Below are 12865 nucleotides of genomic sequence, written 5' to 3'. Positions count from 1 at the left end.
ACCGGGTGCGGGGCGTCGGGGCGGTGGTGTGTGATCGGGGGCATGACGATCGTGCTGGGCACGCCGGGGGTCGACGGGCTGGGCGAGGTCGCGGGCGTGCTGCGGGAGTGGCAGCACGACGGGGCGCCCGCGCAGTTGCACCCGGGGGACCTGGGCTGGTTCTGGCGGTTCGGCGCGGAGGCGACGGCCGCGGCGGTCCGGACGTGGAGCCGGGACGGGCGGGTGCTCGCCGTCGGGTTGCTGGACGGTGCCGAGCTGGTGCGGTTGACGGTCGCGCCGGACGCGCTGCGGGACGAGGAGTTGGCGCGGCGGGTGGTCGAGGACGTGGCCGACCCGGAGCGCGGCGTGCTCCCGGCGGGCGGGGTGGGCGTGGAGGCCCCGGTGGGCGCGCTGGTGCACGACCTGCTGTCCCGGGAGGGGTGGGGTGTCGCCGAGCCGTGGACGCCGCTGCGCCGCGACCTCGCGGAGCCGGTGGGGGAGCCGGGGGTGCGGGTCGAGGTGGTCGGACCGGAGCGGGCGCGGGTGCGGGCCGCCGTGCAGCGGGCGTCGTTCGACGGGTCGACGTTCACCGACGAGCGGTGGCGGGCGATGGCGGCCGGGGTGCCGTACTCCGACGCCCGGTGCCTGGTCGCGTACGACGACGGGGGCGAGGCGGTGGCGGCGGTGACGGTGTGGTCGGCCGGGCCGGGGAGGCCGGGGTTGCTCGAACCGATGGGCGTGCACCGGGAACACCGCGGCCGTGGCCACGGCAGGGCGATCACCGTCGCCGCGGCGGCCGCGCTCCGGCGGCTCGGTTCGTCGAGCGCGCTCGTCTGCACCCCGAGCGCCAACGTCGGGGCCGTCGCCACCTACGAGTCGGCCGGCTTCCGGCGGCTCCCCGAGGTCCGGGACCGGTGCCGGACCGCCTGAGGTGCCGGAACACCCCGGCAGGGCGCCCGGACGCGCTGTCGGGTGTTGTCGACCGGCTGCCGGGCGCGTGGACGGCGGTCCCCCGGGACCGGCGGTTACCGTGTCCGGGTGCCCGACTTCGCCCTAGGACTCGCCGCCCTCGGCCGCCCCGCCTACATCAACCTCGGCCGGGACGGCGCGCTCCCGGAGCACCGCGACGTGGACGCCATGCGCGCCCAGTGCCACGCGGTGCTGGACGCCGCCTACGGGGCGGGCGTGCGGCGGGTCGACGCGGCCCGCTCGTACGGCCGCGCCGAGGAGTTCCTGGCCGGGTGGCTGGCCGACCGCGGCCACCGGGACGTGCGGGTGTCCAGCAAGTGGGGGTACGCCTACGTCGCGGACTGGCGGCGCGACGCCGACGTGCACGAGGTCAAGGAGCACTCCCGCGCCCGCTTCACCCGGCAGTGGCAGGAGACGCGGGACCTGCTCGGCGCGCACGTCGGACTGTACAAAGTGCACTCGCTGACCGACGACAGCCCGCTGTTCGGCGACGTCGACCTGCTCGTGGCGCTGGGGGAGCTGCGCGACTCCGGTGTCCGGCTGGGCTTCTCCACCTCCGGTCCCCGGCAGGCCGAGACCGTGCGGCGCGCCCTGGACATCGAGGTCGAGGGGCGGCGGCTGTTCGACGCCGTGCAGTCCACCTGGAACGTCCTGGAGACGTCCGCCGGCGAGGCGCTGGCGGCGGCGGGCGCGGCCGGTGCGGAGGTGTTCGTCAAGGAGGGCATGGCCAACGGCCGCCTCGCCGTGGACCCGCCCGCGCGGGTGCGGGAGCTGGCCGACCGGCACGGCGTGGGCCCGGACGCCGTCGCGCTGGCCGCCGTGCGCGCCCAGCCGTGGGTGGACGTGGTGCTGTCCGGTGCGGCGAGCGTCGACCAGCTGCACGCCAACCTGCGGGCGGGCGAGGTGGAGCTGGACCCGGACGAGCTGGCCGGCCTCGCCGAGCCCGCCGAGCGGTACTGGGCTACTCGGGCGTCCCTGGCCTGGGGGTGAGCCGCACGGAGCCGGACGCCAGGTCGATCGGGCCGCGCGGCGGGGCGCCGACCTCCTCGTCGTCGCGCAGCACCAGCTCGGTCTGCCGCTGGTCCAGCTCGACCTGCTTGCCGCCGGTGAACAGGGTGGTGAACTGGTCCACGCCCGCCGCGACCGCCACCGGGTGGCCCTTGCGCCGCCGCGCCCACCGCACGGCGCGCTCGACCGCCGCCAGCACGACGAGCAGCACGGCCAACCCGGGGATGGACATCGCGAACATCATCCCGACACCCACGCGAACCACTCCTTGACCAGGAACCGGCCGTCCGGGACGACCGGCCAGTCCGGGTCGTCCGCCTTCGCGCGCACCTCCGCCAGGTCCACCCACCCGCCCCACGCGACCTCCTCGGGCTGGTGGGTGAACGGGCCGTCGCTGCGCACCTCGTAAACGTGGGCGACGTACCGGATGGTTCCATCGGTGAACGTCGTCCGGAACCGGAACGCCGGGACGGCCCGCACACCCAGCTCCTCGGCCAGCTCGCGCGCCGCGCACTCGCCGGGCGCCTCGCCCGCCGCGACCACGCCGCCGCACGTCGGGTCGTACAGGCCGGGGTAGACGTCCTTGGTGTCGGTCCGGCGGTGCACGTACACCCGTTCGCCGTCGGTTGACCGCACCACGACGGCCGCGCACGCGTGCCACAGCCCTTCGGCCCGCACCCGCGCCCGCGACGCCGAGCCCACCGGGTTGCCGTCGGGGTCGACGATCTGCACCTGTTCCACGCGGTGATCCTCCCCAGGTCGTACCGGCGGGTGCTACTCCGGGCCGACGCCCGCCGACACCCGCTGTTCCTACCGTCGTGCCGTTCGCGTCACGAGGAGGAGTTGTGCCCACATCCCTGCGGCTCGCGGTCGCCGAGTTCCGCGACCGTCCCGGCCGCGCCGTGCTGCCCGGTGTCGCCCTGGTCGTCGGCGTCGCGTGCCTGCTGGCCGCCCTGATGCTCAGCGACGCCATGGTCCGCGCGACCGCCGAGGGCGCGCCGGTCGTGCCGCCCGGGGTGGACCTGGTGGTCCGCCCGGCGCCGCACGACGACGCCGTGCTGGACGGCTCGGTCGCCGACCGGGTCGCGGGCGTCGCCGGGGTGACCTCGGTGCGGCAGGTCCGGCAGGTGCGCGTCGACCTGCTGCTCGACGGCCGGGCCGGGGCGCGCCGCAGCGACGCCGACGTCGAGGTCGACCGGGCGGACCAGCGGCGCGTGCCGCTGCTGGAGGGCCGCACGCCGGGGCGCGACGGGGAGATCGCCGTCGACCGGGTCACCGCCCACGAGCACGGTCTCGCGCCGGGGTCGGCGGTGCGGGTCGCCGACGCCGAGGGGCGGGCGCTCGACGTCGTCGTCCGGGGCGTCACCAAGCGCGGCTCGCTCGCCGAGGAGCCGGTGATCGTGGTCGGCGAGGACCTCGCGGCGAAGCTCGACCCGACGCCGAGCGTGCTGTCGCTGCACGTCACCGGCGGTGACGCGGCCGCGGTGGCCGCCGCCGCGGGGCAGGGCTTCCGGGTGGACACCGCCGCTTCGGTCTCCGCCGAGGAGCCGGGCCAGGACATCGCGCTGATGCTCCTGCCGTTCAGCATCCTGGCCCTGGCCACGTCCGTCTTCGTCGCCTCGGCGACCTACCGCGCCGTCTACCTCCAGCGGCAGCGGCACACCGCCCTGCTGCGCTGCCTCGGCGCCCACCGAGGACCACTCGTCCGGGCGAACCTGCTCGAAGCGCTGCTGACGGGCGCCGTCGCGGGCGCGGTCGGCGCGGTGCTCGGCGGCGCGGTGGCGTGGCTGCTGGCCAGGCTGTTCGACGTCACCGGCCTGTCCTCGATCATGGGCGCGGTGGCGCTGAGCCCGGCCCTGCTGCCGAACGCGGTCCAGTTGACCACCGGTGTCGTCACCGCCGCCGCGCTGAGCGCGTTCGCCGCCGTGCGGCCCGCGCTCGCCGCGTCCAGGGTCTCGCCGCTGGCCGCGCTGCGGACCTCCGAAGGGCAAACGCCGGACGCGGCCGTCGTCCGCCGCCGTCGCGTGTTCGGTGTCGTCCTCGTCGTCCTGGCCGCGGTGCTGGGCGCGCTCGGCGTCCTCGCCCAGGGCTCGATCGCGGCGATCTTCCTCGTCCTGTTCTCCGGCATCACCGCCGTGTTCGGCCTGTTCGGGGTGCTCGGGCCGGTCGTCGTGCCCGGCCTGGGCCGGGTCTTCGGGTCGGTCGCGAGCCGCTTCGGGGGCGCGCAGTGGAAGCTCGCCGCGGCCGAGGTGCGGCGGGTGCCGCAGCGGTCCGCGTCCGTGGCGATGCCGCTGCTGCTGGCCGCCTCGATGGTCACGTTCTTCGCCGTCACGGTCGGGTCCGCGCAGCGGATGGAGGAGGAGTTCGACCAGGAGCCCAAGCCCGACGCGGTGGTCGTGGACTCCGCCTGGCGCCCGCTGGCCGGTGACGTCGGCGCGGCGGTCAACCAGCCGCAGGCCGCGCGCACCGTCGTGGTGCACGGCGTCGAGGTCGAGCAGCGCGACCCCGAGGGCTACGGGTTCCCCACGCAGGTCGCGGGCGTCGACCCGGCGGCCCTGCGGGACTGGCTGGGCGCGCGCGGCGTCGACGCCGGCGGGTTCGGGCCGGGCGGGGTGCTGCTGAGCGACTGGTACGCCGAGCGCTTCGGGGCGCGCGTCGGCGAGCCGTTCACCGTGGAGGGCCTGCCGGGCGGGGCGCGCACCGCCACCGTCGCCGGCACCTACGCCGGGTCGCTGCTGGACGACGCGGACGTGGTGCTGCCCGACCCCGGCCTCGCGCCCGCCTCGAAGGTCCTGGTCGTCCTCCGGGACGGCGCCGACCCGGCGGCCTACCAGGCCGCGGTGGAGGCCGCGCTGCCCGCGTCGCCCACCGTCCTGGTGAACACGAGGGCGGCCGAGAGCGCGCAGAACCAACGTTATCTCGACCTGGGGATCGTGTTGCTGATGGTGCTGCTGGGGCTGTCCGTCGCGGTCGCCGTGACCGGTATCGGCACCGCCCTGACGATCTCCGTGCAGGAGCGCCGCAAGGAGCTGGCGCTGCGCCGCGCCCTCGGCGTCACCAAGGGCGGGCTCCAGGGTGGCGTGCTGGCCGAAGCGGTGCTGTTGTCGCTGGTCGGGGTGCTGGGCGGGGGTCTGTTCGGTCTCGTCTACGCCGAGCTGACGCTGGCCGCCGTCGGGCTGTTCGTGTGGCCCACCGCGGCCCTCGCGCCGCTGCTGCTCGGGGGCCTCGGCGTGGTCGCCCTGGCGGTCCTCGCCGCCCTGGGGCCGGCCCGCGGCGCGGCGCGCATCCGACCCGCCGCCGGACTCGCCGCCGGCTGAAAAGTGACCTGGGTACCGGCGTGGTGGTGGTGTCAGGTCGTAGGCTGCGACGTATGCGGCGGATCATGGGGACCGAAGTGGAGTACGGCATCTCGGTGCCGGGTGACGCGACGGCGAACCCGGTGCTCACCTCGACACAGGTGGTGCTGGCCTACGCGGCCGCCGCCGACATACCGCGGGCGCGCCGGGCGCGCTGGGACTACGAGGTCGAGTCGCCGCTGCGCGACGCGCGCGGCTTCGACCTCGGCGCGCCCGGCCACCACCCCGGCGACAACGACGTCGAGGACCTCGGCGCGGCCAACGTCATCCTGACCAACGGCGCGCGCCTCTACGTCGACCACGCCCACCCGGAGTACTCGGCGCCCGAGGTCACCAACGCGCGCGACGCCGTGATCTGGGACAAGGCGGGGGAGCGGATCATGGAGGAGGCGGCCATGAAGGCGGCCACCGTCCCCGGCCAGCCCCGCCTCCAGCTCTACAAGAACAACGTCGACGGCAAGGGCGCCAGCTACGGCACCCACGAGAACTACCTGATGCAGCGCAGCACGCCGTTCACGGCCGTGATCGCGGGCCTCACGCCGTTCTTCGCGTCCCGGCAGGTCATCACCGGTTCCGGTCGCGTCGGCATCGGCCCGGCGGGCGAGGAGGCCGGCTACCAGCTGTCGCAGCGCTCCGACTACATCGAGGTCGAGGTCGGCCTGGAGACCACGCTCAAGCGGGGCATCATCAACACCCGCGACGAGCCGCACGCCGACGCCGACAAGTACCGCCGGCTGCACGTCATCATCGGCGACGCCAACCTCGCCGAGTACTCGACCTACCTCAAGTGCGGGACCACCTCACTGGTGCTGGACATGATCGAGGCGGGCCGCCGGTTCGACGACCTGCGGCTGCTCGACCCGGTCCGCGCCGTGCACCGGATCAGCCACGACCCGACGCTGAAGACCCGCGTCGAGCTGGCCGGCGGGCGCAAGTTCACCGGCCTCGACATCCAGTTCGCCTACTACGAGCGCGCCTCCGAGTTCGTCGAGAAGGAGGGCTACGGCGACCGCGACGTGCTGCGCGTGTGGGGCGAGGTGCTCGACGCGCTGGCCCGCGACCCGCAGGAGTGCGCCGACCGCCTCGACTGGGTGGCGAAGCTGCGGCTGCTGGAGGGCTACCGGGCCCGCGACGGCCTGGCCTGGGGCTCGCCCCGGCTGTCCCTGGTCGACCTCCAGTACTCCGACGTGCGCCTCGACAAGGGCCTCTACAACCGGCTCGTGGCCCGCGGCTCGATGAAGCGCCTGGTCAGCGAGGAGGAGGTGCGCGCGGCCGTGCTGGCGCCGCCGGAGGACACCCGCGCCTACTTCCGCGGTCGCTGCCTGGAGCGCTACCCCACCTCGGTGGCCGCGGCCTCGTGGGATTCGGTGATCTTCGACCTCGGTCGCGAATCGCTCGTCCGCATCCCCACCCTGGAACCGCTGCGCGGCACGAAAGCGCACGTCGGGGCCCTGCTGGAGGCGTCGGACACGGCCGAACAGCTGGTCGAGGCGCTCACCAGGGGCTGATCAACAGACCCGAGTGGCAGACACACATCGTCGTGCCTGGTGGGTAGTGTTGAACCCCTAGGACCGAGAAGGCGGGAGGGTCGTCATGTCCCAGGAACAGGTCCAGAAGCAAGGCGGCGGTGACGGCGACGACGGCGGTGACGGCGCGGCGGCCGCCGGCCAGGAGCGCCGGGAGAAGCTCGGCGAGGACGTCGACGCCATCCTGGACGAGATCGACGACGTGCTGGAAGAGAACGCCGAGGACTTCGTCCGCGCGTACGTGCAAAAGGGCGGCGAGTAGGCCGCGGCGGGACAGGAGAAGAAAGCACACATGGATCACAGCTCGACCGGGCGCTACCCGGCCGCGTCGCTGCCCCCGGCCTACCTCAGGCCGGGGTCTTCGTCGTTCACCGATTTCCTCCGCGCCCAGGCGCCCGACCTGCTGCCCTCGTCCGGCAAGTTCCCCGAGGGCACCGTCCAGGCCCCGCACGGCACCACGATCGTGGCGCTCACGTTCCGCGGCGGCGTCGTGATCGCGGGCGACCGGCGCGCCACCATGGGCAACGTGATCGCCCAGCGCGACATGAAGAAGGTGTTCATCACCGACGACTACTCGGCGGTGGGGATCGCGGGCACGGCGGGCATCGCGGTCGAGATCGTGCGGCTCTACGCCGTCGAGCTGCGCCACTACGAGAAGATCGAGGGCGTCTCGCTGTCCTTGGACGGCAAGGCGAACCGGCTCTCCGCGATGATCAAGGGCAACCTCGACGCGGCCCTCGCGGGCCTGGCCGTCGTGCCCCTGTTCGCGGGCTTCGACGTGGACGCCACCGACCCGGAGCGCGCGGGCCGCATCATCTCCTACGACGTGACCGGCGGTCGCTACGAGGAGTCCCAGGGCTACCAGGCCGTGGGGTCCGGTTCGCTGTTCGCGAAGTCGGCGCTCAAGAAGCTCTACGACCCGGACGCGAACGCCGAGGGTGCCGTCCGGGCGGCGATCGAGGCGCTGTACGACGCGGCGGACGACGACTCGGGCACCGGTGGCCCGGACGTCATCCGCAGGATCTACCCGGTCGTCGTGACGATCACCGCGGACGGCGCCGCGCACCTGCCCGACGAGCAGACCGCGGCGCAGGCCGAGGCCGTCGTCGAGGGTCGGCGGACCCGCCCGGCGGGCTGAGCCGTGACCGACTTCGACCCCACCCCCACCCGCATCCGCCGAGCCCGGGAGCCGCACCAGTGACGATGCCGTTGTACGCCTCACCCGAGCAGGTGCTCCGCGACCGCTCGGAGTACGCCCGCAAGGGCATCGCCCGCGGCCGCAGCGTCGTGGTGCTCCGCTACGCCGACGGCGTGCTGTTCGTGGCCGAGAACCCGTCCAGCACGCTGCACAAGGTGTCGGAGATCTACGACCGCATCGGGTTCGCCGCGGTCGGCCGGTACAGCGAGTTCGAGAACCTGCGGCAGGCGGGCATCCGGTTCGCCGACATCCGCGGGTACCAGAACGACCCGCGCGACGTCACCGGCCGGTCGCTGGCCAACGTCTACGCCCAGACGCTGGGCTCGATCTTCACCGAGCAGATCAAGCCGCTGGAGGTCGAGATCTGCGTGGCCGAGGTCGGGCACACGCCCGAGCAGGACACGCTGTACCGCCTCACCTACGACGGTTCGATCGTCGAGGAGCCGCTGTACAGCGTGATGGGCGGCCAGGCCGAGGCCACCGGCAACGCCCTGAAGGAGGCCTACGCCGAGGGCCTGGCGCTGGCCGAGGCCGTGCAGGTCGCCGTGAAGGCGCTGAGCGCGGGCTCCACCAGCACGGGCAACGGCAAGCCGGACCTGCTGGACGGCGCCAAGCTGGAGGTGGCCGTCCTGGAGCGCCACCGCCCGAGGCGCGCGTTCCGCCGCATCACGGGTGCCGCGCTGACCGACCTGCTGCCCGCGGAAGCCGAACCGGCCCCGGAGCCGGAGGCCCCGGCGGGCAAGACGGGTGCGGCGGTCAAGAAGAAGCCGGTGACGGACGTCGACCTGCCGCCGAACGACGACAAGCCCTGATCCACGCGCACGTCGAAGGCCCCCGGTCACCGCGACCGGGGGCCTTCCGCGTGGTCAGAGGAAGATCTTGACCAGCTGCTCGCGCCCCTCGGCGTCCCGGAGCACCACCTGGTTGCCCGCGCGCAGCTCCTCGTCCACGAACTCGTAGACCAGCAGCGCCCGGTTGACCAGGTCGACCTTCTTCAGGCCGGTGCGCCCCTGCAACTTCGCCAACGCCTCCACGGCCTCCGCGATCAACGCGACGTTGACCCGGTCCACGACCGCGGGCCGGTCGGCTGCGCCCTTCTCGACCGACGACATCGCGCACCTCTTCTCCGCCGGCGTACCGCCACCGGCCACTGTTCAGGGTACACCGCTGCTACACATTTTCTGTGTGGGAAGTGTGGCGAATCGCTTCCGCAGCGGTGTACTGTGTGAAGTGGCCCACCTGCCAGGTGGGTGCTCCAGGTGCTCGTGGTGACGCTGCACCGATCGGATGCCCGTGGGGGGCAAGCAAGGGGCGAGTGGCCGGTCTCCGTCGAGGGGACGGAGGCGGACCGCTCACGCGTCCGGTCGGAAGGAAGGCGCACATCATGGGTACTGCACTGCCGGACAGGGGTGTCCCCGCGTCCGGGAACGACGCGGACTGGGGCGAACCCAGTCGTGAGGCGCGGGTGCGCGTGGAGAAGGCGGGACTCAGGGTGGAAGTGGCGGTGCCCTCCGCCCAGGCGCCCCGCCTGCTCACCACCGCCGTGCTCGCGCTGGTCCTCATCGGTGCCGTGGTCTGCCCCGCGCTCACGCTCAGGGGAGTCCCGGTGGATTTCCCGGTGTGGGCCGCAGTCGGCCTGGTCGGCGGTCAGATCGGCCTGTTCGTCCTGGTCGCGCTGATCGTGCGCCGCGCCTTCGGTCCCGGGGAGAGGACCGGAGCGCGGGGCTGACGCGGGAAGGGGCACCCGGAGTGGTCCGGGTGCCCCTTCCCCGCGGGCGTCAGGCGCTCAGCGCCAGCAGCTCGCCCGTCCGCTCCCGCACCGCCGGCGTGTCCAGCCCGCGCACCACCACCGTGGTCCGGCGCCGCAGCACGTCGTCCACCTCGGTGGCCCACTCGAAGCGCCCGGCGTGCGCCACCTGCGCCCAGATGTCCGGCCCGTCCGGGTGCACCCGGTCGAGCAGCGACGGGTCGTCCGCGGCCAGGGCCAGCACCTCGTGGCTCACCGTGCCGTAGTGGGTGGCGAGGTGCGCCAGCACGTCGTCCGGCAGCGAGGGCAGCTCGCGCCCCAGCTGCGCCGTCACGCGATCGGGCAGGGCCGCGCCGGGCAGGGTGGCCGGGACGCCGTCGGAGAACGCCCCCGACAGGTCGCGGCCCAGGGACTCGCCCACGCGGGCCAGCACCTGCGCCCCGATGCGCCGGAACGTCGTCCACTTGCCGCCCGCCACGCTGATCATGCCGCCGCGGCCCGCGGTGATCACCGTTTCGCGCTTGGCGTGGCTCGTGTCGCCCGAACCGCCCGGCAGGACGCGCAGGCCGGCGAACGAGTAGGCGATCCGCGACCGGTCCAGGGCCTCGGCGGAGATGCCGGTCGACGCCTCGCCCAGGATCTGCGCCACGTCGGCGTCCGTGCACCGCACGTCGGCCGGGTCGCCCTCGTACGCCTCGTCCGTCGTGCCCAGGAGCAGCTGCCCCTCCCACGGGATCGCGAACGACACGCGCACGTCGTCCACCGGGATCGTCATCGCCGCGCGCCACGGCGAGTCGGTCCGCAGCACGAGGTGCGCGCCCTTCGACAGCCGGACGCTCGGCGCGGCCGACGGGTCCTCCATGCGCCGCAGCACGTCCAGCCACGGCCCGGTCGCGTTCACCACGACCGCCGCGTCCACGCCGAACGACGACCCGTCCACCCGGTCGCGCAGCTCGACGCCGGTCACCCGCGACCCGCTCTTCCGCACCCCGACGACCTCGACGTGGTTGAGCAGCACGCCCCCCTCCGCCGCCGCCGCGCGGGCCGCCGTGATCGCCACGCGCGCGTCGTTCATCTGGTGGTCGTGGTAGAGCGCCGCCCCGCGCAGGCCCTCGGTGCGCAGGTGCGGCACGTACTCGACGGCGCGCCGCGCGGACAGCACCCTGCCCAGCCCGTCGCCGAACCCGGACAGCGCCGAGTACAGCACCACGCCCGCGCCGAGCACCGGGCGCGAGTGCGGCCCGCCCCGGTAGACCGGCACCAGGAACGGCAGGGGCCGGACCAGGTGCGGCGCGAGGTGGTCGCCCAGCGCGCGCCGCTCGGCGTGGTTCTCGCGCACCATCGGCACCGCGCTCGGTCCCATCGCCAGGTACCGCAGGCCGCCGTGGACCAGCTTGGACGACGCGCTCGACGTGGCGCCCGCGAAGTCGCCCGCCTCCACCAGCGCGACCCGCAGGCCGGCCCGTGCCGCCGCCCACGTGGTGGCGATGCCCAGCGCGCCGCCGCCGATCACCACCAGGTCGAACGCGCCGTGCCCCAGGGCCTCGCGGGCACGTGCCCGTTGCTCACTCATCGTTGTCGTCCTCGTCAATCCAGCCGACGGTCCGCTCGACCGCCTTCTTCCACTTGCGGTAGCCCTTGTCGCGGGTCCGCTGGTCCATGGTCGGCAGCCACTCGGCAGCCTTGTGCCACTTCTCGCGCAGGGTGTCGGTGTCCGGCCAGTAGCCGACCGCGAGCCCCGCCGCGTAGGCCGCGCCCAGGCACGTGGTCTCGGCGACGATCGGCCGCACCACCGGCACGTCCAGCACGTCCGACAGGAAGCCCATGAGCAGGTTGTTCGCGGTCATGCCGCCGTCGACCTTGAGCGTGGTCAGCTCGACGCCCGAGTCGGCGTTCATCGCGTCCACGACCTCGCGCGTCTGCCACGCGGTGGCCTCCAGCACGGCGCGCGCGATGTGCCCCTTGCCGGTGTACGCGGTCAGGCCGGCGATGACGCCGCGCGCGTCGGACCGCCAGTGCGGCGCGAACAGGCCGGAGAACGCGGGCACGAAGTACGCGCCGCCGTTGTCGTCCACCGACCGCGCCAGCGTCTCGATCTCCGGCGCGCTGCCGATGAGCCCCATCTTGTCGCGGAACCACTGCACCAGCGCGCCGGTCACCGCGATCGCGCCCTCCAGCGCGTACGACGCGGGCTGGTCGCCGATCTTGTAGCCGACCGTGGTGAGCAGGCCGTTCTCCGAGACGACGGGCTTGTCACCGGTGTTGACCAGCAGGAAGCTGCCGGTGCCGTAGGTGCACTTGCCCTCGCCGGGCGAGTAGCAGGTCTGACCGAACAGCGCCGCCTGCTGGTCGCCCAGCGCGGACGCCACGGGCACGCCCTCCAGGGTGCCGGTCGCGGTGCCGTAGACCTCGGCGGAGGAGCGGATCTCGGGCAGCATCGCGCGCGGCACGCCGATCGCCTCGACCAGCTCGTCGTCCCAGTCGAGCGTTTCCAGGTTCATCAGCATGGTGCGGCTCGCGTTGGTCACGTCGGTGACGTGGCGGCCGGTGAGCTTCCAGATCAGCCAGGTGTCCATGGTGCCGAACAGCACCTCGCCGCGTTCGGCGCGCTCGCGCAGGCCGTCGACGTGGTCGAGCAGCCAGCGCACCTTCGGCCCGGCGAAGTAGGTGGCCAGCGGCAGGCCGCACTTCTCGCGGAACCGGTCCTGGTCGCCCAGCTCCCGGACCAGCTGGTCGGTGCGGGTGTCCTGCCAGACGATCGCGTTGTGCACCGGCTTGCCGGTCTTCCGGTCCCACACCAGCGTCGTCTCCCGCTGGTTGGTGATGCCGACGGCGGCCAGGTCGTGCGGGCTCAGCGACGCCTTCTGGAGGGCGCCGTGCACGACGTCCAGGACGTTGGCCCAGATCTCCTCGGCGTCGTGCTCGACCCAGCCGGGGCGAGGGAAGACCTGCCGGTGCTCCTTCTGCGCGACGGACACGATCGCGCCGCCGTGGTCGAAGACGATGCACCGGGAGGAGGTGGTCCCCTGGTCGATCGCGGCCACGTAAGGGCGGGTGGAGTGGGTGGTCACGGGGGTTCTCC

13 protein-coding genes are annotated in these 12865 nt (G+C 73.9%); 8 read left to right on the top strand and 5 right to left on the bottom strand.

Annotation, left to right across the window (positions count from 1 at the left end; all coding sequences use genetic code 11):
* The first annotated feature begins 42 nt into the window (after window positions 1–42).
* Complete coding sequence (locus ACRAKJ_RS29100; RefSeq protein ID WP_438920551.1) at window positions 43–909, top strand: GNAT family N-acetyltransferase; 867 nt, start codon at window positions 43–45, stop codon at window positions 907–909.
* Window positions 910–1017: 108 nt separating this feature from the next.
* On the top strand, window positions 1018–1938 hold the full coding sequence (locus ACRAKJ_RS29095) for an aldo/keto reductase (protein WP_438920552.1): 921 nt from the start codon (window positions 1018–1020) through the stop codon (window positions 1936–1938).
* Here ACRAKJ_RS29095 and ACRAKJ_RS29090 read toward each other — a convergent pair.
* Together ACRAKJ_RS29090 and ACRAKJ_RS29085 are read right to left on the bottom strand one after the other, a co-directional pair.
* Window positions 1910–2212: a DUF6191 domain-containing protein gene (locus tag ACRAKJ_RS29090; RefSeq protein ID WP_438920553.1), complete on the bottom strand. Its 303-nt coding sequence runs from the start codon at window positions 2210–2212 to the stop codon at window positions 1910–1912. The two genes, ACRAKJ_RS29095 and ACRAKJ_RS29090, sit on opposite strands and share 29 nt — an antisense overlap.
* A complete protein-coding gene (locus ACRAKJ_RS29085) occupies window positions 2197–2697 on the bottom strand; it encodes an NUDIX domain-containing protein (protein WP_438920554.1) in 501 nt (166 codons plus the stop codon). The genes ACRAKJ_RS29090 and ACRAKJ_RS29085 overlap by 16 nt, the downstream gene beginning before the upstream one ends.
* A gap of 104 nt (window positions 2698–2801) precedes the next feature.
* Between ACRAKJ_RS29085 and ACRAKJ_RS29080 the strand changes: the two genes are divergently transcribed.
* The 5 genes from ACRAKJ_RS29080 (at window position 2802) to prcA (ending at window position 8848) form a co-directional block, all read left to right on the top strand.
* Window positions 2802–5273, top strand: a complete 2472-nt coding sequence (locus ACRAKJ_RS29080) for an FtsX-like permease family protein (RefSeq protein ID WP_438920555.1) — start codon at window positions 2802–2804, stop codon at window positions 5271–5273.
* A 53-nt stretch (window positions 5274–5326) separates the two neighbouring features.
* Complete coding sequence (gene dop, locus ACRAKJ_RS29075) at window positions 5327–6820, top strand: depupylase/deamidase Dop (protein ID WP_438920556.1); 1494 nt, start codon at window positions 5327–5329, stop codon at window positions 6818–6820.
* A gap of 85 nt (window positions 6821–6905) precedes the next feature.
* Window positions 6906–7100, top strand: a complete 195-nt coding sequence (locus ACRAKJ_RS29070; protein WP_310307956.1) for a ubiquitin-like protein Pup — start codon at window positions 6906–6908, stop codon at window positions 7098–7100.
* Between the two features lie 30 nt (window positions 7101–7130).
* Window positions 7131–7976: a proteasome subunit beta gene (prcB, locus tag ACRAKJ_RS29065; protein ID WP_438920557.1), complete on the top strand. Its 846-nt coding sequence runs from the start codon at window positions 7131–7133 to the stop codon at window positions 7974–7976.
* 59 nt (window positions 7977–8035) lie between these two features.
* Window positions 8036–8848 (top strand): proteasome subunit alpha, encoded by an 813-nt coding sequence (gene prcA, locus ACRAKJ_RS29060; protein WP_438920558.1) that lies wholly within the window; start codon window positions 8036–8038, stop codon window positions 8846–8848.
* 54 nt (window positions 8849–8902) lie between these two features.
* On the opposite strand, the gene ACRAKJ_RS29055 is transcribed toward prcA, so the two are convergent.
* Window positions 8903–9148 (bottom strand): hypothetical protein, encoded by a 246-nt coding sequence (locus ACRAKJ_RS29055; protein ID WP_438920559.1) that lies wholly within the window; start codon window positions 9146–9148, stop codon window positions 8903–8905.
* A gap of 272 nt (window positions 9149–9420) precedes the next feature.
* Between ACRAKJ_RS29055 and ACRAKJ_RS29050 the strand changes: the two genes are divergently transcribed.
* The gene (locus ACRAKJ_RS29050) at window positions 9421–9765 is read left to right on the top strand and encodes a hypothetical protein (protein ID WP_438920560.1); all 345 of its coding nucleotides are present in this window, start codon (window positions 9421–9423) and stop codon (window positions 9763–9765) included.
* Window positions 9766–9814: 49 nt separating this feature from the next.
* Here ACRAKJ_RS29050 and ACRAKJ_RS29045 read toward each other — a convergent pair whose 3' ends face one another.
* Both ACRAKJ_RS29045 and glpK read right to left on the bottom strand, forming a co-directional pair.
* Window positions 9815–11356, bottom strand: coding sequence for an FAD-dependent oxidoreductase (locus tag ACRAKJ_RS29045; protein WP_438920561.1), 1542 nt, complete (start codon window positions 11354–11356; stop codon window positions 9815–9817).
* Entirely contained in the window at window positions 11349–12854 is a 1506-nt protein-coding gene (glpK, locus tag ACRAKJ_RS29040) for a glycerol kinase GlpK (protein WP_438920562.1), read from the bottom strand. The genes ACRAKJ_RS29045 and glpK overlap by 8 nt, the downstream gene beginning before the upstream one ends.
* Window positions 12855–12865 lie beyond the last annotated feature (11 nt).

Source organism: Saccharothrix sp. DSM 118769 (assembly GCF_052936295.1).
This window is presented reverse-complemented; position numbering and strand designations above follow the sequence as displayed.

Bases quoted from the DNA above. Each gene is read 5' to 3' on its own strand.
- dop (WP_438920556.1), top strand. From the start codon at position 5,327: ATGCGGCGGATCATGGGGACCGAAGTGGAGTACGGCATCTCGGTGCCG.
- ACRAKJ_RS29055 (WP_438920559.1), bottom strand. From the start codon at position 9,148: ATGTCGTCGGTCGAGAAGGGCGCAGCCGACCGGCCCGCGGTCGTGGAC.
- ACRAKJ_RS29050 (WP_438920560.1), top strand. From the start codon at position 9,421: ATGGGTACTGCACTGCCGGACAGGGGTGTCCCCGCGTCCGGGAACGAC.
- ACRAKJ_RS29045 (WP_438920561.1), bottom strand. From the start codon at position 11,356: ATGAGTGAGCAACGGGCACGTGCCCGCGAGGCCCTGGGGCACGGCGCG.
- prcB (WP_438920557.1), top strand. From the start codon at position 7,131: ATGGATCACAGCTCGACCGGGCGCTACCCGGCCGCGTCGCTGCCCCCG.
- ACRAKJ_RS29100 (WP_438920551.1), top strand. From the start codon at position 43: ATGACGATCGTGCTGGGCACGCCGGGGGTCGACGGGCTGGGCGAGGTC.
- ACRAKJ_RS29070 (WP_310307956.1), top strand. From the start codon at position 6,906: ATGTCCCAGGAACAGGTCCAGAAGCAAGGCGGCGGTGACGGCGACGAC.